The organism is Flavobacterium sp. 28YEA47A, from assembly GCF_041262125.1.
Taxonomy (GTDB): Bacteria; Bacteroidota; Bacteroidia; order Flavobacteriales; family Flavobacteriaceae; genus Flavobacterium.
Genome location: NZ_JBGCCI010000007.1, coordinates 200,147 through 219,464 on the forward strand (window position 1 = coordinate 200,147; position 19,318 = coordinate 219,464).

The 19,318-nt window shown below is 34.8% G+C and carries 18 protein-coding genes; 16 read left to right on the forward strand and 2 right to left on the reverse strand.

What is annotated here, in order from left to right; all coding sequences use genetic code 11:
* Positions 1 to 2 precede the first annotated feature (2 nt).
* Both ABH942_RS11920 and ABH942_RS11925 read right to left on the reverse strand, forming a co-directional pair.
* The gene (locus ABH942_RS11920; RefSeq protein ID WP_370032219.1) at positions 3 to 431 is read right to left on the reverse strand and encodes a hypothetical protein; all 429 of its coding nucleotides are present in this window, start codon (positions 429 to 431) and stop codon (positions 3 to 5) included.
* Between the two features lie 678 nt (positions 432 to 1,109).
* Positions 1,110 to 2,960, reverse strand: coding sequence for a tetratricopeptide repeat protein (locus tag ABH942_RS11925; protein WP_370032221.1), 1,851 nt, complete (start codon positions 2,958 to 2,960; stop codon positions 1,110 to 1,112).
* A 303-nt stretch (positions 2,961 to 3,263) separates the two neighbouring features.
* On the opposite strand from ABH942_RS11925, the gene ABH942_RS11930 reads away from it, so the two are divergent.
* The 16 genes from ABH942_RS11930 to ABH942_RS12005 are packed head-to-tail and all read left to right on the forward strand — an operon-like array spanning position 3,264 to position 19,294.
* Positions 3,264 to 4,655 carry a UDP-glucose 6-dehydrogenase gene (locus ABH942_RS11930; RefSeq protein WP_370032223.1) on the forward strand — a complete coding sequence of 464 codons (1,392 nt, stop codon included), beginning with the start codon at positions 3,264 to 3,266 and terminating at the stop codon, positions 4,653 to 4,655.
* 10 nt (positions 4,656 to 4,665) lie between these two features.
* Positions 4,666 to 5,712 carry a dTDP-glucose 4,6-dehydratase gene (rfbB, locus tag ABH942_RS11935; protein WP_370032225.1) on the forward strand — a complete coding sequence of 349 codons (1,047 nt, stop codon included), beginning with the start codon at positions 4,666 to 4,668 and terminating at the stop codon, positions 5,710 to 5,712.
* Positions 5,713 to 5,763: 51 nt separating this feature from the next.
* Positions 5,764 to 6,303, forward strand: coding sequence for a dTDP-4-dehydrorhamnose 3,5-epimerase (rfbC, locus tag ABH942_RS11940; RefSeq protein ID WP_370032227.1), 540 nt, complete (start codon positions 5,764 to 5,766; stop codon positions 6,301 to 6,303).
* A 9-nt stretch (positions 6,304 to 6,312) separates the two neighbouring features.
* On the forward strand, positions 6,313 to 7,176 hold the full coding sequence (gene rfbD / locus ABH942_RS11945) for a dTDP-4-dehydrorhamnose reductase (protein WP_370032229.1): 864 nt from the start codon (positions 6,313 to 6,315) through the stop codon (positions 7,174 to 7,176).
* Entirely contained in the window at positions 7,173 to 8,051 is an 879-nt protein-coding gene (gene rfbA / locus ABH942_RS11950; protein WP_370032231.1) for a glucose-1-phosphate thymidylyltransferase RfbA, read from the forward strand. Before rfbD ends, rfbA begins: the two co-directional genes overlap by 4 nt.
* A 41-nt stretch (positions 8,052 to 8,092) precedes the next feature.
* Positions 8,093 to 9,061, forward strand: coding sequence for an SDR family oxidoreductase (locus ABH942_RS11955; protein ID WP_370032232.1), 969 nt, complete (start codon positions 8,093 to 8,095; stop codon positions 9,059 to 9,061).
* Between the two features lie 51 nt (positions 9,062 to 9,112).
* On the forward strand, positions 9,113 to 10,393 hold the full coding sequence (locus ABH942_RS11960) for a nucleotide sugar dehydrogenase (RefSeq protein ID WP_370032234.1): 1,281 nt from the start codon (positions 9,113 to 9,115) through the stop codon (positions 10,391 to 10,393).
* Between the two features lie 39 nt (positions 10,394 to 10,432).
* A complete protein-coding gene (locus ABH942_RS11965; protein ID WP_370032236.1) occupies positions 10,433 to 11,470 on the forward strand; it encodes a polysaccharide biosynthesis protein in 1,038 nt (345 codons plus the stop codon).
* A 1-nt stretch (position 11,471) separates the two neighbouring features.
* Positions 11,472 to 11,903: a dTDP-4-dehydrorhamnose 3,5-epimerase family protein gene (locus ABH942_RS11970; protein WP_370032238.1), complete on the forward strand. Its 432-nt coding sequence runs from the start codon at positions 11,472 to 11,474 to the stop codon at positions 11,901 to 11,903.
* 18 nt (positions 11,904 to 11,921) lie between these two features.
* Positions 11,922 to 13,040: an NAD-dependent epimerase/dehydratase family protein gene (locus ABH942_RS11975; RefSeq protein ID WP_370032240.1), complete on the forward strand. Its 1,119-nt coding sequence runs from the start codon at positions 11,922 to 11,924 to the stop codon at positions 13,038 to 13,040.
* Positions 13,037 to 13,687 (forward strand): hypothetical protein, encoded by a 651-nt coding sequence (locus tag ABH942_RS11980; RefSeq protein WP_370032242.1) that lies wholly within the window; start codon positions 13,037 to 13,039, stop codon positions 13,685 to 13,687. The genes ABH942_RS11975 and ABH942_RS11980 overlap by 4 nt, the downstream gene beginning before the upstream one ends.
* Complete coding sequence (gene wecB / locus ABH942_RS11985; RefSeq protein ID WP_370032243.1) at positions 13,687 to 14,826, forward strand: non-hydrolyzing UDP-N-acetylglucosamine 2-epimerase; 1,140 nt, start codon at positions 13,687 to 13,689, stop codon at positions 14,824 to 14,826. Before ABH942_RS11980 ends, wecB begins: the two co-directional genes overlap by 1 nt.
* 7 nt (positions 14,827 to 14,833) lie before the next feature.
* Entirely contained in the window at positions 14,834 to 16,051 is a 1,218-nt protein-coding gene (locus ABH942_RS11990; RefSeq protein ID WP_370032245.1) for a glycosyltransferase, read from the forward strand.
* Positions 16,041 to 17,153, forward strand: a complete 1,113-nt coding sequence (locus tag ABH942_RS11995) for an EpsG family protein (RefSeq protein ID WP_370032247.1) — start codon at positions 16,041 to 16,043, stop codon at positions 17,151 to 17,153. Before ABH942_RS11990 ends, ABH942_RS11995 begins: the two co-directional genes overlap by 11 nt.
* Positions 17,154 to 17,156: 3 nt before the next feature.
* Positions 17,157 to 18,293, forward strand: coding sequence for a glycosyltransferase (locus ABH942_RS12000; RefSeq protein WP_370032249.1), 1,137 nt, complete (start codon positions 17,157 to 17,159; stop codon positions 18,291 to 18,293).
* Complete coding sequence (locus ABH942_RS12005; RefSeq protein ID WP_370032251.1) at positions 18,293 to 19,294, forward strand: hypothetical protein; 1,002 nt, start codon at positions 18,293 to 18,295, stop codon at positions 19,292 to 19,294. The genes ABH942_RS12000 and ABH942_RS12005 overlap by 1 nt, the downstream gene beginning before the upstream one ends.
* Positions 19,295 to 19,318 lie beyond the last annotated feature (24 nt).

Sequence of the window (19,318 nt, forward strand, 5' to 3'; positions counted from 1 at the left end):
GATTAAACTTTATTGATTGCTACAGATGAGACAGTCCATTCGGAGCCTTGCTTACTAAGTTCCAAATCTGCGCGGACCGTTTTTGGGCTTTGATTCTGGTCATAGTTATAAACAAATGACACACGAGCCGTCTTTTCATTTATTTCAAATGTCCAGAACAACAGGTAAGCCTGTAGATGTTGCGATTTGACTTCCTGTTTAGATAAAAAGACTACTGGTTTTCCATTTTTTGAAACCTTGATGTCTTTGTCAAAAGAAACGCCATGTTGCATAACATATAGCGGTTGGATAGATTTTCCAGGCAGATAACCCTGGAGTTCTTTAAGATCGATGCATTTTTGTAGCACCTTAATTTGGTCATCGGGGGATTGTGCATAGGCATGGCTAAAGCACAAGATGACCATTAAGAGAATTAGTGATAATTTTCTCATATCTAAATTAATTGGTTAACGATTATTGAAATTTGGGACAGAAACAAAAGGTCATTGTTTATGACATTTTGTTTATTGAAATCATAAAACTTTTTAAGAGAGCAGTAATCTGATTACTGTAAATAGAATCAGGCCCGCAAAAAAGTACAGCATGACACGAAGTCGATAGGGGATTTTTTTAGCATAGATAGTCATTGAATTAAAGAATTAATTTTTTAGTTTTTGCTCTCCACAAGTCATTCTTCCATGGGTAATGGAAGTAACCCGATTAAGTAGAGGCACAATTAATAATTAGATTTGGGGCGTGGTATTTGTTAATGTTGTTACAAATTAAGCCCATAAGTAGGCTGAAAAAGGAGAAAGTAGTATAGATAAAATATAGACAAGCGCGTTTTTAAGTGTCTATATTGCAGGTGTTAAATATCTAAAAATCAATAAGTTAAATATAAATCTATATTTTGTCTATGAATCGCTAAATCCGACAAGGCAGTTTTTACGTATTTAAAAAGCTGAAAACAGCTTTTTAAAAGTCATTTTTTTCATTTTTATGCACTTCATCGGATAAAAATGTCATTTGGTCGTTTATTTTCTTTTTGAGAATAAAAATGGGAAGAATTGATGATGTATAATGGGCAAAAAAAAGACCCGCTGCAAGCGGGTCTTTTTTAAGATGTCAAACTAGATTTCCGAAATTATTTTTTGGAACTCATTATCATCTTGGATATTTATTTTTTTCTTGATGCGGTACTTTTTTGTAATCACGCTTTCATGTGAAATCTGAAGTAGGGTTGCTATTTCTTTATTGGAAAGATTTAGCTTTAATAACGAACAGAAATTGATATCGTTTTTGGTCAATACTGGAAACTGTTCCTGCAGCTTGTCGTTGAAGTCCGGATGTATTTGTCCAAATTTAATCGAAAACTCTTTCCAATAGTCCTTTTGTTTGATGAGCTGTTGCAATGAAGACTTAACAGAATTTGATTTTGGATCAGTGTTGGAAGATTCACTTTCGATAATTGAAGAAATTTGATCTTGCAAGTTGGCTAATTGCAAAGTTATGGAAGTTAATTCCTGTTCTCTTAGTTGTATAATTTGCTGTTGATCTTCAGTGATTCTTTTCTTATAGGCATTTCTTTCCAGAAGATTTATTTTTTCAACTTCGGCTTCTTTTAGTTTGGCTTTTTCTAGTTTATGCTTAAGCCAATAAGTTCTTGAAACGGCAAATCCCAGAATACAAATTACTACTATTCCTGAACCAATAAGAATATAATTGCGTCTTTGAGCATTTACTTTTTGGCTCAACAACTCATTTTTTTGTTTTAGAGATTTGTTCTTTTCGTGCTGGATTTCCGTCTGGAATTTTGCCTGAAGTTCTTCTGTGGTAGTTTCCTTATGAGCATCGGCTAAAGAATCTTTAATGATAATAGCTTTTTCAAGGGCTTCAATTCCTTTATCCTTGATATTGGTATTCTTAAAAGTAATGGCAGAAACCTCATAAAAAAACATCTGATCTTCGGCATTGAAGGTTTTTCGATTTGGAGAATTTTCAACGAGTTTGATGATGCCCAATGCTTTTTCAAAATCTCCAATCTGATTTAGTAACTGGATATATTCGGCTCCAATAAGCATGAATCGAAAAGAATTCGTGTTTTTGATTCCGTCAAATGCTTTTTTGTAGTAAGCACTTGAGAGATCGTATTTTTTTTCATGGAGTGCTATTTTCCCCAGTTTACTATAGGCAAGGCTTATGAATTCTGCATTATGGAAATCTTCAAGCCCTCTTGCTGCTTCTAAAAGCACTTTTTTTGCCTTGGAATTGTTTTTAACATATGTCAGGCAGTCGCCATAATTGATAAGCGTCAAATAATAATTTTTTAAATCGTTGACTTCTTTCATGGCTTGCAGGCACTCTTCATATAAATCAATAGCAAATCTGAAATTTTCTAATTTGAAATAGATATTGGCAAGTTTCTGCTTCTGTACAACCAGATTTTTTTTATCATTTTTATCCTTCGACCTGCTTAAGATTTCAATGCCTTTCAATAGATATTTGGTAGCCGTTTTATTATCAATCATATAGGCATAGTTAGAAGCCATTTCACCATATATGATAGCCTTTCCTTTTTCATAATCTATAGATTCATATAGCTTCAAGGCATCCTCCTGATAATCTAATGAAGTTTTATAATCACCAGAGTTTCTGTATGCAATAGAGAGGTTGACAAGGCTACCGGCTTTGTTTTTTGGATATTTAGCTGATTTCAGAACGGCTTTGTTAAAAAACATCTTAGCCGAATCGTGTTTGGAGGTCAGGCTGTAATAAATACCATAATTATTGTAATTTTTTGCAATAACCGTGTCATGAAGCAAGTGATTGTTTTTTAGCATTATATCAAGATAAACTCTAGCACTATCCGGCTTTGAAAAAATATACTGAGTAATGCGTTCCTGAGCCTTAACAGCGTCAAAAGGTTTGTTTTGCGCAAAAATTCCCATGGGGATGAGAAGAAAAATTACTTTTTTTATCATAGAAGTGGTAGTAATAAAAAAATGTTCTTGTGTAAATTAAAATAGGGCTGGTAAAATTAGAATTAATTCTAATACCATTAAAATATGCCCAATAAATTGTTTATAAATTTGAATTAAATTGTAAAAGCATAACAAAAAGAGTTTTATGTTGCTATTGTTTTTTGCAATGAGAATTTTATTTTTATAATTTAGAAAATGGATACCACAATAATGAGTTATAATGTTAAAAGCCTTACTTTTGCCAAAATTTGTATCGTAGTGAATAATTTTACGATTCAGTAGTAAATTAGTTCAAAAAATAAAATGAAAATAACAAAGATTTGCTGTATCGGTGCAGGATATGTCGGAGGCCCGACAATGGCTGTCATCGCACAAAAATGTCCAGATATAAAAGTAACGGTTGTCGATCTGAATGAGGCAAGAATTGCAGCATGGAATGATGAAGATACTAACAATATTCCAATTTATGAACCCGGATTGTCTGACGTCGTTGCCGAAGCACGAGGAAGAAATCTGTTTTTTTCTACCGAAGTTGAAAAAGCGATTGATGAAGCAGAAATGATTTTTATCTCGGTTAATACACCTACAAAAACATATGGTTCCGGAAAAGGAATGGCGGCTGACTTGAAATATATCGAGTTATGTGCCAGACAAATTGCCCGGGTTTCCAAATCCAATAAGATTGTTGTTGAAAAATCAACGCTTCCGGTACGAACAGCCGAAGCAATCAAAAATATTTTAGACAATACAGGAAATGGTGTACGTTTCCAGATTCTATCCAATCCGGAATTTTTAGCTGAAGGTACTGCTGTGCAGGATTTGCTGAATCCGGACAGAATACTGATTGGTGGTGATACTACAGAAGAAGGACAGCATGCTATAAATGCTCTTGTAGATGTCTATGCCAACTGGGTAGACAGAGCACGCATATTGACTACAAACCTTTGGTCTTCAGAATTGTCAAAACTCACCGCTAATGCATTTTTGGCACAAAGAGTTTCTTCAATAAATGCACTTTCAGAACTTTGTGAAAAAACCGGAGCCGATGTAAATGAAGTAGCCAAGGCTATAGGGATGGACAGTCGTATCGGACCAAAATTTCTAAAAGCATCGGTTGGTTTTGGAGGATCGTGTTTTCAAAAAGATATATTAAACCTGGTTTATATTGCCAAGGCCTACGGACTTAACGAGGTGGCTGATTATTGGGAACAGGTAATTATCATGAATGACCATCAGAAAAGAAGATTCTCGCATAAGATTGTTACGACGCTTTATAATACTGTTTCAGGAAAGAAAATAGCATTTCTGGGTTGGGCTTTCAAAAAAGATACCAATGATACGCGTGAATCTGCAGCTATTTACGTAGCTGATGATTTGATTAACGAACAGGCAGAGTTGCATGTTTTTGATCCTAAGGTAGGGGAAGGTCAGATTCTTTCAGACTTGAATTATTTGGATTCGCGAACTCCGGAAGAAAACAGAAAACAAATGAACGTTGCTGAAAATCCCTATGAAGCCTGTAAAGGGGCGCATGCAATTGCAGTTTTAACAGAATGGGATGAGTTTAGAGACTATGACTGGAAAAAAATCTATGACAATATGATGAAACCAGCTTTTGTATTTGACGGAAGAAATATTCTGGATGCCAAAAAACTGACAGAAATTGGATTTGTATACAAAGGGATCGGATCATAATATTAAAAAGATGAAACAAATATTAATCACAGGAGGTGCAGGCTTTATTGGATCACATGTTGTCAGGAGATTTGTAAAAAAATATTCGGACTATCATATTTTTAATTTAGATGCATTGACCTATGCGGGAAATCTTGAAAATATTGCCGACATAGAGAAGGAACCTAATTATACTTTTATAAAAGGGGACATTGTTGATGCTGATTTTATAAACGATTTATTTGCAAAACACCAGTTTGAAGGTGTATTGCACCTGGCAGCAGAATCTCATGTAGATCGTTCTATAACAGATCCATTGGCATTCGTAAAGACAAATGTCATCGGAACCATGAATCTGTTGAATGCTTTTAAAGAGAAATGGAAGGGAAATTTTGAAGGAAAACGCTTTTATCATATCAGTACCGATGAGGTTTATGGAAGCCTCGGAGCAGAAGGACTTTTTACTGAAACTACACCTTATGACCCGAATTCACCTTATTCGGCATCAAAAGCAAGTTCGGATCATTTTGTCCGTGCTTATGGCGAAACCTATGGATTGCCTTATGTCCTGACGAACTGTTCAAATAATTATGGGCCAAATCATTTTCCGGAAAAACTAATTCCGCTTTTCATAAATAATATCATCAACAATAAGGCCTTGCCGGTTTATGGTGATGGAAACTATACCCGTGATTGGCTTTTTGTAGAAGACCATGCCGTGGCAATTGATTTGGTTTTCCATGAAGGGAATAATCATGAAACCTATAATATTGGCGGATTTAATGAATGGAAGAATATTGATTTAGTGCGATTGCTTTGCAAAATTATGGACAGCAAGCTGGGAAGAGAAGAAGGAACGTCTGAAAAACTGATTACCTATGTAAAAGACCGTCCTGGCCATGACTTGCGATATGCTATTGATGCTTCAAAAATTAATAAAGAACTGGGTTGGAAACCTTCTGTTACTTTTGAACAAGGACTGGAAAGGACAATCGATTGGTATTTGTCCAATGAAGATTGGCTCAAAAACGTAACCAGTGGCGAATACAGTAAATATTACGAAAAGCAATACAGCTAGTTGATTTATTTACGATCCGTTCCAAAACCAACCTGACAAAATAAAATTGAAATGAAAATTGAAAATACGCCGATAGAAGATTTGCTCGTCATTACTCCAAAAGTATTTGAAGATGAAAGAGGATATTTTTTTGAATCTTACAATGAAACATTGTTTAGGGACAACGGCATTGATATAAAATTTATACAAGACAACCAGTCATTTTCAAAATATGGAGTTATACGTGGACTTCATCTGCAAGTTCCCCCTTTTGCACAGACAAAGTTAGTTCGCGTACTGCAAGGTGAAATCCTTGATGTTGCTGTAGATATCCGCAAGGATTCTAAAACCTATGGACAACATTTTAGCATTTTGCTATCTGCAGAAAATAAAAAACAATTGTTGATCCCTCAGGGATTTGCACATGGTTTTTCAGTTTTGAGCCCAACAGCTATGGTTTCGTATAAAGTAGACCAGCTGTATGATAAAAATAGCGAAAGGGGAATCCGTTTTGATGACCCAACGCTAAATATCGACTGGAAAATTAATCGTGAAGAAAGTATCGTTTCTGCGAAAGATCAAATTCTGGGAGAACTAAAAGATTTAGTGTAGTCATAATCTATGAAAAAAATACTGATAACTGGTGCCAACGGACAATTAGGGAGTGAAATAAGGGTTCTGTCTCCGCTTTTTCCTGCCTTTGATTTTGTTTTTGCAGACCGATCTGAATTCTCACTTGAAAACGAGTCTGAAACGCTATCATTCTTAAAAGAAACTAAAGCGGATTATCTGGTTAATTGCGCAGCCTATACCGCTGTTGACAAAGCAGAAACAGAAATCGAATTGGCAGATCTGGTCAATCATAAAGCAGTAGCAATATTGGCAAAATGGAGTTTTGAAAACAACTGTAAACTTATTCATATATCTACAGATTATGTTTTTGAAGGTACTTCTGAAATTCCGTTAAAAGAAAACGACCAGACTAATCCCCAAAACGAATATGGCAGAACAAAACTGCTAGGTGAAATAGCTTGTCAGGAAAACAATCCCGACAGTATTATCATCAGAACTGCATGGGTATATTCCGAATTTGGTGCTAATTTTGTCAAGACAATGTTGCGATTGATGGGTGAAAGAGAGTCGATAAATGTTGTGAATGACCAGATTGGGAGCCCAACCTATGCAAAAGATTTGGCAGAAGCCATCTTTAAAATCATTGAAACAGAAAACTGGCATCCGGGAATCTATAATTTTTCAAATGAAGGAAAAATAAGCTGGTTTGAATTTGCCCTGGCTATCAAGGAAATTTCAGGAAGTAACTGTGATGTGAAAGGGATTCCTTCTGAAGCATATCCTACTCCTGCCAAAAGGCCGGCGTATTCCTTATTAGATAAAACAAAAATTAAAGAAGTTTATAATATCAAGATTTCAGATTATAAATCTAGTCTGGAAAAATGTTTAAACAATCTAAGCAAAAAAATATGAAAGGTATAATATTAGCCGGAGGTTCGGGAACAAGGTTATACCCGTTAACCCGATCGATATCGAAGCAATTAATGGCTATCTATGACAAGCCAATGATTTATTATCCGTTATCGGTTTTGATGCTCGCAGGAATTGATGAGGTTTTGGTAATATCTACACCACATGATTTGCCTAACTTCAGAAACCTTTTAGGAAATGGAGACGATTTCGGAATCAAAATCCAATATGCAGAACAGCCAAGTCCTGACGGATTAGCACAGGCGTTTATAATTGGAGAAGAATTTATCGGCTCTGACGATGTATGTCTTATTTTAGGAGATAATATCTTTTACGGACACGGACTTACAGATTTGCTTAAGACAGCAGTAAATAATGTTGTGGTTGATAGAAAAGCGACCGTTTTTGGATACTATGTTCAGGACCCGGAACGTTATGGCGTTGCTGAATTTGATAAAACAGGAAGCGTAATTTCGATTGAAGAAAAACCAAAAGAACCAAAAAGTAATTATGCTGTTGTAGGACTTTATTTTTATCCTAACTCGGTTGTTGAAATAGCAAAAAGCATAAAACCAAGCGATAGAGGAGAACTGGAGATTACTACAGTTAACCAGGAATACCTGCATTCGAAAAATTTAAAAGTAGAATTGATGGGACGTGGTTATGCATGGTTGGATACAGGAACTCACGAATCATTATTAGAAGCCTCCAACTTTATCCAGACTATTGAAAAAAGACAAGGACTTAAAGTGGCTTGTTTAGAAGAAATCGCTTTTGAAATGGGTTATATTTCAAAAGAGAAACTGATTGAATTGGCAACACCACTGCAAAAAAATGAATACGGGCAGTATTTGTTGCGATTGGCGAATAGAAAATAAGTACTTTAGTGTTGCATATAATCTAAGCGCGGTAGAAAAAAATGTCAAAGATACTTATTACAGGAGGAGCAGGATTTATAGGATCCAATTTGTGCGAACATTTCCTAGAAAAAGGAAACCAGATTGTTTGTCTGGATAATTTTGCCACAGGCCATAGGCATAATATAGAGCCGTTTTTCACTAATCCAAATTTTACGCTGATAGAAGGCGATATTCGAAACCTTGAAACCTGTAAAAAAGCGGTACAAGGAGTCGATTATGTATTACATCAAGCAGCTTTAGGATCGGTTCCCCGCTCCATAAACGACCCAATAACAAGTAATGAAGTCAATGTTTCAGGCTTTTTGAATATGCTTGTCGCTTCTCGTGATGCTACTGTAAAACGTTTTATATATGCTGCCAGTTCATCCACTTATGGTGATTCTGAAGCCTTGCCAAAAGTAGAAGATAAAATAGGAAAACCGTTATCTCCGTATGCCATCACTAAATATGTCAACGAGTTATATGCTGATGTTTTTAGCAGGACTTATGGATTAGAAACTATAGGCTTACGATATTTTAATGTTTTTGGCAGACGCCAGGATCCAAATGGAGCCTATGCAGCTGTCATACCGTTGTTCGTAAAGCAGTTTATGAATTATGAAAACCCGGTAATAAATGGGTCAGGAGATTTTTCACGAGATTTTACGTATATTGACAATGTAATTCAGATGAATGAAAAGGCAATCCTAACGGAAAATCCGGAAGCACTAAACACCGTTTACAATACGGCTGTTGGTGACCGAACGACACTGAATGAATTAGTAAATTATTTGAAACAATTTTTGACCGTATTAGATCCGAAGATTGATGCTGTAGAGATAAAACACGGGCCTAACAGAAAAGGTGATATACCACATTCGTTGGCAAGTATTGACAAAGCCCGAAAATTATTAGGATATGAACCAACGCATAAGATAAAAGAAGGATTAAAAGAAGCAGTAAGTTGGTATTGGGAAAATCTGAAATGATATTCGCAGATATTTTAAAATAATGATGACAGAATAACTAAATAAACTTCAATGAGTTTAAAAAAAATTGCTGTAATAGGTTTGGGTTATGTAGGATTGCCGTTAGCAAGGCTGTTTTCTACAAAATATCCGGTAGTTGGATTTGATATTAACCAAAACAGGATAAAGGAACTGCGTTCAGGTACAGATAGCACTCTTGAAGTCTCTGATGCTGAACTGAAAGAAGTCCTGGTAGTTAATCTTGATGGGCAGGAGAATGGATTATTTTGTTCATCGAACTTAGAGGATATAGCCAACTGCAATTATTATATAATTACCGTTCCTACTCCTGTAGACAAAAACAACCGACCTGATCTGACTCCGCTTTATAAAGCAAGTGAAACAGTGGGAAAAGTACTGAAAAAAGGAGATATTGTTATTTATGAATCTACAGTTTATCCGGGAGTTACAGAAGAAGAATGTGTACCTGTCTTAGAAAAAATATCAGGTCTAAAATTTAATATAGATTTTTATGCCGGCTATTCCCCTGAAAGAATTAATCCAGGCGATAAGGAACATACTGTAGAGAAAATATTAAAAGTAACGGCAGGATCAACACCTGAAATTGGGCAAAAAGTAAATGAATTATATAAATCGGTAATTACAGCCGGAACACATTTGGCGCCTACAATTAAAGTAGCGGAAGCGGCAAAAGTAATAGAGAATTCACAAAGAGATATTAATATTGCTTTTGTAAACGAACTGGCAAAAATTTTCAACCTGTTAGGCATTGATACACATGATGTGCTTAAAGCAGCAGGTACAAAATGGAACTTCTTGGCATTTAAGCCAGGATTGGTAGGAGGTCACTGCATAGGTGTCGATCCGTATTATCTGGCTCAAAAAGCACAGGAAGCGGGCTACCATCCTGAAATTATCCTGGCAGGCAGAAGACTTAATGACAGTATGGGAGAATATGTAGCCTCGCAGATTGTAAAACTGATGATCAAAAAAGAAATCACGGTCAACGGTGCAGAACTGCTAATGTTGGGAATCACTTTTAAAGAGAATTGCCCAGATGTACGCAATACAAAGATTATTGACGTCATTAAGGCTTTAGAAGAATATTCTATAAAAATTACGATATACGACCCGTGGGCAAATCCGGAAGAAGTTAAATACGAATACGATCTGGTTACTACAAAATCATTACCAAATAAGCAGTTCGATACAGTAGTTTTGGGAGTGGCACATAAAGAATTTTTAAGTCTGGATATGGCATCCCTCTCTAAAGATAATGGCTTGATATATGATGTAAAAGGAGTTTTGGATTACGCAGATGGAAGATTATAAATAAAAGAATAAGAGAAGAAGCAAAAAGTCAAAATAGATATGTTGAAAAATAAAACGCTTTTAATAACGGGAGGAACAGGTTCATTTGGAAATGCAGTATTACATCGTTTTCTGCATACCGACCATTTTAAAGAAATCAGGATTTTTTCCAGAGATGAGAAAAAACAAGACGATATGAGGAACCAGCTTAAAAACGATAAGCTGAAATTTTATATCGGAGATGTCCGTGATTATAGCAGTATTGAAAAAGCCATGCATGGTGTAGACTATGTTTTTCATGCCGCAGCTTTAAAACAGGTTCCGTCTTGTGAATTTTTCCCGATAGAAGCTACCAAAACTAATGTTTTTGGAACGCAAAATACAATTGATGCTGCCGTGGCAAACGGAGTAAAAAAGATAATTTGTTTGAGTACTGATAAAGCTGCTTATCCTATAAATGCTATGGGAATTTCAAAAGCATTGATGGAAAAAGTAGCAATTGCAGCATCCAGAAACATACATGAAAACAAAACAGTTGTCTGTTTGACAAGATATGGAAACGTGATGGCGTCGAGAGGATCAGTAATTCCTTTGTTCCTGAATCAAATCAAATCAGGAAAACAAATTACAATAACAGATCCAAAAATGACACGTTTTTTAATGTCACTTGACGAAGCTGTAGAATTAGTCCTTTTTGCTTTTGAGCATGGAAACCAAGGTGATCTTTTTGTAAATAAGGCTCCTGCCGGAACCATTAATGACCTGGCTTTAGCTTTAAAAGAACTATGCCAGTCAGATAATGAAATCAAAGTCATAGGAACACGTCACGGTGAGAAATTATACGAAACGTTGTGTACTCGTGAAGAAATGGCAAAAGCGGAAGATATGGGAGAGTTTTATAGAATTCCGGCAGACAACAGAGATTTGAATTATGCTCAATACTTTTCGGAAGGCGAAAAAGACATTTCAATTATCGAAGATTACCATTCTCACAATACGGAACAGCTTGGTGTAGAAGGCATGAAAAAATTACTAGTCAAATTGCCTTTAGTAAGAAAGGAAGTTTTTGGTGAAGACGTAGCCCAATTGCCAAGTTAAGATGAAGAAACAGCCTCAAATAATTCAAGGCAATATTCATGAAGATGAAAGAGGAAAACTGTTTTATGCCAATGAATTTGACCTTTCAGATATCAGGCGCTATTATATCATAGAACATCCCGATACTGAAGTAATCAGAGCTTGGCAGGCGCATCAAAAAGAGCAGAAATGGTTTCAGGTCATTTCAGGGAGCTTTTTAGTAGCAGTTGTTCAGCCAGATGATTGGGAAAATCCTTCGGAGAAATTAGAAGTCAGAAAATTTGTTCTTACTGCTGATGAAAATCAGATTTTACATATTCCGGGTAATTTTGCAAATGGTTTTAAAGCCCTGGAAAAAAAATCAAGAATGATTGTTTTCTCTGATTTTTCATTAGAAGAATCGTCAAAAGATAATTTTAGGTTTGACAGCAAACTCTGGTTTGACTGGAATTAAAAAAACATATAAATAAAGATGCTAAGAATAGGAATTACTGGCCAGGCCGGATTTGTAGGAAAACATTTGTATAATACAATCGGACTTTTTCAAGACAAATTTCAAAGAATTGAATTCGAAAAAGATTTCTTTGAAGATGAAGCAAAACTATATGATTTTGTTTCACAATGTGATGTGATTGTACATTTGGCTGCGATGAACAGGCATAATGATCCTCAGGTAATTTATGATACCAATTTAGGATTGGTTCAAAAGTTAATCAATGCTTTAAACAAAACAAACAGTAAAGCCCATGTCATTTTTTCTTCTTCAACTCAAGAAGAAAGAGACAATCTGTATGGGAAATCCAAAAAAGAAGGCAGGGAATTAATGGCTCAATGGGCTAAAACTTCCGGCGGGAAATTCACAGGCATGATTATTCCTAATGTTTTTGGACCTTTTGGTCATCCCAACTATAATTCTGTAGTCGCTACTTTTTCCCATAAAATAGCTCGAAATGAAACACCAACTATTGAAGTTGATGGAGATTTGAAGCTGATTTATGTAGGTGAGTTAGTTGATGAAATTTTAAAAGTTATTAAAAAAAGCGAAAGTAATGAATCGCTAATAGTACCTCATACAGCTGAATCCAAAGTATCTAATTTATTGGCTTTGCTGGAAAGGTATAAATCAGAATATCAGGACAAGGGCATTATCCCTCAATTAGAAAGTAAATTTGAAACCAACCTTTTCAATACGTTTCGCTGCTATATTGATATTCCAAATTATTTCCCGGTCAAATTTACGCAGCATACAGACCCTAGAGGTGCTTTTGTTGAAGTAATACGCCTGAATGTTGGCGGCCAGGTTTCGTTTTCTACGACTGTTCCGGGCATAACAAGAGGAAACCATTTCCATACCCGAAAAATTGAACGTTTTGCAGTAATTAAAGGTAAGGCGCTAATCCAGCTAAGGCAAATTGGTACAGATGAAGTACTCGATTTTTATTTAGATGGAAATGAACCCGCTTATGTAGACATGCCAATCTGGTATACGCATAATATTAAGAACGTAGGCGAGGAGGAATTATATACTATTTTTTGGATTAATGAATTTTATGATCCAAATGACCCGGATACTTATTTTGAAAATGTATGAGACAAAATAGATTAATATCGAATGTAAAAAGAGTAGTAATTCCTGTTTATAATGTTTTTAGAAAAAAAATAAACGGAGTCAATAATAGCTTTACTAAAAAATCTTTTCCAAAAAACTTAAAAGTTGAAATAAGAGGAAATAATAATCAAATAAAATTCGAGTCAAATAGTTTTTTAGGAGATATTACGATTTTTGTTTATGGAAACGATAATAAGATTACGATAGCAGATAACTGTGTTATTAAATCTGGATTTTTTTGGATAGAAGATAATAACTGTGAGATATTTATAGATAGCAAAACAACAATAGAATCTGTTGATTTTGGAGTTTCAGAAAATAACAGCAAAGTTTATATAGGAAAAGATTGTATGCTTTCTTCGGGAATTAAATTTAAAACTGGAGATTCCCACAGCATAATTGATGCCGAGAAAAATATAAGAATAAACCCGGCTGGAAATATTTATATAGGGAACCATGTCTGGATAGGGCAAGATGTTATTGTGCTTAAAAATACAACAATTGGGGATAATTGCGTAATAGGAATTCGCTCATTAGTAGGCAAAACTTTTGATGAAAATTTATTGATAGCAGGAACGCCGGCAAAAATACTAAAGGAAAAAATTAACTGGACCAGAGAAAGATTATAATGAAATCAAGACTAAAAGTAATGACAGTGGTTGGGACAAGGCCGGAAATTATCCGTCTTTCTCGTGTTATGGCCGCTTTAGATAAATCAGAAGCAATTGAGCATATTATTGTTCATACAGGACAAAATTACGATTATGAATTAAATCAAATCTTCTTTGATGATCTGGGCATTCGCAAACCTGATTTTTTCTTAAATGCAGCTGGAGCAACGGCTACTGAAACAGTTGGCCAGATTTTGATAAAGATAGACCCGTTGCTGGAAAGCGAAAATCCCGATGCGTTTTTGGTATTAGGAGATACGAACAGCTGTCTTTGTGCTATTCCGGCTAAGAAAAGACAAATTCCTATCTTTCATATGGAAGCAGGAAATCGCTGCTTTGACCAGAGAGTTCCTGAAGAAACCAATCGGAAAATAGTAGACCATATTTCAGATATCAATCTGACATATAGTGACATTGCGAGAGAATATCTTTTAAGAGAAGGATTACCTGCCGACAGGATTATAAAAACAGGATCTCCAATGTTTGAAGTATTAAACCATTACCTTCCGTCAATCAAATCTTCTGATGTTTTGGAAAGATTAGGATTACAGGAAGGGAAGTTTTTTGTGGTGTCCTCTCACAGAGAAGAAAATATCAATAGTGAAAAGAACTTTAATGGCTTAATGGAGAGTTTGAACCTCATTGCAGAAAAATACGACTATCCGATTATCGTAAGTACACATCCACGTACACGAAATATGATCGAGAAAAAAAATATACAAATGCATCCTAATGTTCAGTTCCTAAAACCATTAGGATTCAACGATTATAATGCGTTACAAATGAAATCCTTTGCAGTGCTTTCTGATAGCGGTACGATTTCTGAAGAATCATCCGTTTTGAATTTCAGAGCATTAAATATCCGTGAAGCTCATGAAAGACCAGAGGCGATGGAAGAAGCATCGGTAATGATGGTAGGACTAAGTCCTGAAAGAATAATGCAGGGATTAGTACAGCTTCAGTATCAAAAAACAGGCGATGAACGCAATTTCAGACCTGTTGCGGACTATTCGATGCCAAATGTGTCAGAGAAAATGGTTCGTATTATACTGAGCTATACTGATTATGTGAATCGTACTGTTTGGAAAAAAAACTAAGAAAAGCATGAAAGTCCTGATGATTAATACCGTTTCCGGTTACGGAAGTACTGGCTCTATCTGTGAAGATATAGCAAGTGTCCTGGAACATCAAGGGCATGAATGTTTTATTGCTTATGGACAGCTGACAACAGATTATGCCCGAAGTTATAAAATTGGGACAGTTATCGAAAATCACCTGCATAATGTGGGTTCAAGACTTTTGGGAAAGCAAGGCTATTTTACAAAAAATGGCACTCAAAAGTTGGTTTCCTATATTCAGGAAATAAAACCGGATGTTATTCACCTCCATAACCTACATGGTAATTATCTGAATCTTCAGATTTTGTTTGAATATCTGATTGACTCTAGGATTCCGTTAGCATGGACGCTTCATGATTGTTGGGCTTTTACCGGAAAATGTGCACACTATACAGATGTTCAATGCTATAAATGGCAGACTCATTGTTACGCGTGTCCGCAGGTAAAAAAATACCCGCCAAGCTTGTTTTTTGACAGGTCGAGCGAAATGTATGATGACAAAAAGAAATGGTTTACGAACGTATCACAAATGACTGTTATCCCGGTTTCAAACTGGCTGGCAGGCGAGGTAAAAAAATCTTTTTTGAATAAGCATACTATCAGCCCGATATACAACTGGATTGACCATGCTACTTTTAAAGATTTTGGTGAACAGAATTTTTCAACCACATACGGTGTAGATTCGGGAAAGTTTACAATTTTATTGGTTAGTGCCAGTTGGCATTCAGAGGATCCTAAATTTCAGGATGCCTTAAAATTGTCAAAACTTATCTCTGAAGATATGCAAATCGTGATGATTGGTAATTTGAAAGATAAGAAGCTGTTGCCGCATAATATAAAACATATCCCTTATGTACATGGAAAAGAAGAGTTGGCCAAAGCCTATTCTTTTTCAGATGTATATGTCCATCTTTCAACCGAAGATACATTCGGAAAAGTAATAGCAGAAGCCTTAAGTTGTGGAACTCCGGCAATAGTTTATGATTCAACCGCCTGTCCGGAAGTACTAGGAGAAGATTGTGGCTATGTAGTAGAAAAAAGAAATGTTGAGCAGCTGTCTGAAGCCATTAATAAAATTAAAGAAAAAGGCAAGGCGTATTTTTCTGATAGCTGTAGAAAAAGAGTAATTGAAAATTTTGATTATTATACCAATATTAATCAGACAATTGGTATATATAAAGATATTTTAGGCTATGATAGTTAATCTGATCGTTATAGCGCTTATTCTATTCATAGGATTTCATTATTCCAGAAAAAGGAATAAGGATAGTGACTATAATAGAAAACGATATATAAAAACGATATGTTTTATTTTAATCCTTCAATCTGGATTGCGAAATGTAGCAGTCGGGACAGATACTTATACCTATTTTTTGTCTTTTGAGGATACGAAAAATATGTCTTGGGACAAAGTTTGGCAAATCGTTATAGATTATTATAAATACAATCAAGGAAAAGATCCAGGGTATACGGTTTTCGAGAAATTAGTCTCTTTGTTTACAGGAGAATATCAGCTTTTTCTTTTCGCGATAGCTATATTGTTTTTTACTGCTTTAGGACGGTTTATTTATAAAAATACCGATGGGCTCCGAGATGCCATGGTAGCCTTTGTGATTTATTCGGTATTGTTTTATAGCTTTTTTTCAATAACAGGACATCGGCAAACTATAGCAACGGCAGGAACGCTTTTTGCTTTTGAGTTTTTAAAGAAAAGAAAACTATTCTATTTTCTTCTGATTATTTTGATTGCATCAACAATACATAAAACATCTCTTGTATTTATACCTCTTTATTTTATAACTTATCTTAAGAAACCCAATTATTATTTTTGGATAGTTATAGTATTGTTTCCTGTTCTACTGTTAATTAGTAACGCTGTTGCCTTATATATATTTAGCCTCACTAATTCTTATGAAGAATACCAACATATGGATGAATTGAGACCTGTGACTTTTGTTTGTTTAATGCTATTGATATCTGTAACAGCTTTGATTAGATATAAAAAAATCATCAAACTCAATCCTACGGCTACGTTTTATTATTTTGCTTTGATGATTGGGATAGTGTTTCTTTCGCTCGTTTTTGCCATACACGGTTACATGCGTATAGTACAATATTTCTCCATATTTATCATGTTACTTATCCCGCTGATTTTAAGATCTTTTAATTCTGCCGGAAGAAAGATAGAATTTTTAGTATATTCTTGTGCGATTATGATATTGTTATTCTTTTTCTTGAAATCAAATATCGATATGGAGTATAGGTTTTTTTGGGAAGAAATGCGACTTGAGGAAGTGTATTTATAGTTTATGGAGAAAGAAATTAAATATATCGCATTATATGATGTTCCAGGAAGAAATCTTAGAGTATCTTCTCCTGCTGCAATAAATAAGATAGACTATATAGGAGACTCAATTGTAAAAGCGGGATTTAAACTCCATTTGATTTCTCCCTCCTGGTTATATGATGAAGTAAAAAGCAAGTTTTTTGTTAAGCGAAGTACGTCTGATTTAGGGAATAACAAAAAGATAACATTTTCTTCGGGTCTTTCGCTTTCAGGAAAACGGACACGGTTTTTGAAGATATTTTATTCTTTATTATGGCTGTTTTTTTTCCTTTTAAAGAATGCTAAAAAAAAGGAGAAAATAATTGTATATCACTCGCCTTGGCTATGTTTACCGGTTTTGTGGGCAAAGAAAATAAAAAAGTTCAATCTGATTCTTGAAGTTGAGGAAATTTATTCTGATGTTTCCTCATTACATCCATATTTTGATAAACTCGAAATAAAGATGTTTAAGGCAGCAGATTCTTTTTTATTTTCAACAGATCTGTTAGTTGATAAAATAGGTAACTCAAAACCTAATTATGTTATATATGGAGGGTATTCTGTTAGTGAAATATTGGCAGAGCCAGAAAATACTGGTAAAATTCATCTGCTCTATGCAGGAATAATTGATCAAATCAAAGCCGGAGCTTTTAATGCTATAGAAAGTGCAGCATTTTTAAACGAAAATTATGTCTTACATGTTATTGGGTTTGGAGAAGTTGATATTTTGAAAAAAAGAATCGAAGAAATAAATGCCACATCCAAATGTAAAATAGTATTTGACGGTTCATTATCAGGAAACGATTATATTCAATACTGTCAGAAATGCCATATTGGACTAAGTACCCAAAAAATGGAAGGGAAATATTTAGAAACTTCATTTCCAAGTAAAATCCTGTCATATATGGGTATGGGATTGCGGGTTGTTTCTGGACAAATTGATTGTGTAGAAAAGTCAAAAATACATAATGAGATTTTCTTTTATAAAGAAGATTTTCCGGAAGAAATAGCACAAGCAATACAAAAAATTGATGTTAATTTGCCATATAATGGCAGAGAAGCCATCACAATGTTAGACAAAGAATTTATAGAAGAATTAAAGACAAACATTTTAAGATAATGCAGAAAAAACCATATTTAATTGATATACCTGTTTTGATTCTTTTTTTCGCACGTCCAAGACCTTTGGAAAAAGTTTTTGAACAGATAAAAATTGCCAGGCCATCAAAATTATACTTATATCAGGATGGGCCAAGAGCAAATAGGGAAGATGATGTTGAAAATATCAGACAATGTCGTGAAATAGTCGCAGATATAGACTGGGATTGTGAAGTAAAATACATGTATCAGGAAAAAAATTTCGGATGCGATCCTTCAGAATTTATTTCTCAGAAATGGCTTTTTACAAATGAAGAGCATGGTATTGTTCTCGAAGACGACGATGTGCCTTCTCAAAGCTTTTTCAGGTACTGTAAAGAACTTTTGGAATATTACAAAGATGATGAACGTATCAACATGATTTGTGGAATGAATCAGATGGAAGTGTATGAAAATACGCCCTATAGTTATACGTTTTCAAAATCAGGTTCTATTACAGGATGGGCTTCATGGCGAAGAGTTTTTGAAAAATGGGAAGAACATTATGACTTTTTAAAAGATGAATATGCTTTAGAAAATGTCAGAGGTGTATTGGGAAGAAAAGGATATAAACACTTTCTGCAAAATGCAACAAGTCATAAAAATAGTGGCAGAGCACATTATGAATCTATTTTTGGAGCGGCAGCGATTTTAAATAGCAGGTTAAATATAGTTCCTAAATATAATCTTATTTCAAATATTGGAATTGATTCCAATGCTACTCATGGAGCAACATCTATGGATATTTTGCCAAAGGGAATAAAGAAAATATTTTATATGAAACCTCACGAAATTGAATTTCCATTAAAACATCCTAAATATGTTATTGAAGATGTAAACTATACAAAGGGGATTGATAGAGTTATGGCAAATGGATATCCACTGGTTAAAATATACCGTTTTTTTGAATCCATAACCTATAGGTTGTTAGCAGGAGATCATAAAAGTGTTGTGCGAGGATTTAAGAGAAGGGTCAAAAAATAATTAAAGAGCGTATAGATAACTATA

What these genes read in the sequence shown, in the direction of transcription:
- ABH942_RS11920 (WP_370032219.1), bottom strand. Translation starts at nt 431, where the DNA reads ATGAGAAAATTATCACTAATTCTCTTAATGGTCATCTTGTGCTTTAGC.
- ABH942_RS11925 (WP_370032221.1), bottom strand. Translation starts at nt 2,960, where the DNA reads ATGATAAAAAAAGTAATTTTTCTTCTCATCCCCATGGGAATTTTTGCG.
- ABH942_RS11930 (WP_370032223.1), top strand. Translation starts at nt 3,264, where the DNA reads ATGAAAATAACAAAGATTTGCTGTATCGGTGCAGGATATGTCGGAGGC.
- rfbB (WP_370032225.1), top strand. Translation starts at nt 4,666, where the DNA reads ATGAAACAAATATTAATCACAGGAGGTGCAGGCTTTATTGGATCACAT.
- rfbC (WP_370032227.1), top strand. Translation starts at nt 5,764, where the DNA reads ATGAAAATTGAAAATACGCCGATAGAAGATTTGCTCGTCATTACTCCA.
- rfbD (WP_370032229.1), top strand. Translation starts at nt 6,313, where the DNA reads ATGAAAAAAATACTGATAACTGGTGCCAACGGACAATTAGGGAGTGAA.
- rfbA (WP_370032231.1), top strand. Translation starts at nt 7,173, where the DNA reads ATGAAAGGTATAATATTAGCCGGAGGTTCGGGAACAAGGTTATACCCG.
- ABH942_RS11955 (WP_370032232.1), top strand. Translation starts at nt 8,093, where the DNA reads ATGTCAAAGATACTTATTACAGGAGGAGCAGGATTTATAGGATCCAAT.
- ABH942_RS11960 (WP_370032234.1), top strand. Translation starts at nt 9,113, where the DNA reads ATGAGTTTAAAAAAAATTGCTGTAATAGGTTTGGGTTATGTAGGATTG.
- ABH942_RS11965 (WP_370032236.1), top strand. Translation starts at nt 10,433, where the DNA reads ATGTTGAAAAATAAAACGCTTTTAATAACGGGAGGAACAGGTTCATTT.
- ABH942_RS11970 (WP_370032238.1), top strand. Translation starts at nt 11,472, where the DNA reads ATGAAGAAACAGCCTCAAATAATTCAAGGCAATATTCATGAAGATGAA.
- ABH942_RS11975 (WP_370032240.1), top strand. Translation starts at nt 11,922, where the DNA reads ATGCTAAGAATAGGAATTACTGGCCAGGCCGGATTTGTAGGAAAACAT.
- ABH942_RS11980 (WP_370032242.1), top strand. Translation starts at nt 13,037, where the DNA reads ATGAGACAAAATAGATTAATATCGAATGTAAAAAGAGTAGTAATTCCT.
- wecB (WP_370032243.1), top strand. Translation starts at nt 13,687, where the DNA reads ATGAAATCAAGACTAAAAGTAATGACAGTGGTTGGGACAAGGCCGGAA.
- ABH942_RS11990 (WP_370032245.1), top strand. Translation starts at nt 14,834, where the DNA reads ATGAAAGTCCTGATGATTAATACCGTTTCCGGTTACGGAAGTACTGGC.
- ABH942_RS11995 (WP_370032247.1), top strand. Translation starts at nt 16,041, where the DNA reads ATGATAGTTAATCTGATCGTTATAGCGCTTATTCTATTCATAGGATTT.
- ABH942_RS12000 (WP_370032249.1), top strand. Translation starts at nt 17,157, where the DNA reads ATGGAGAAAGAAATTAAATATATCGCATTATATGATGTTCCAGGAAGA.
- ABH942_RS12005 (WP_370032251.1), top strand. Translation starts at nt 18,293, where the DNA reads ATGCAGAAAAAACCATATTTAATTGATATACCTGTTTTGATTCTTTTT.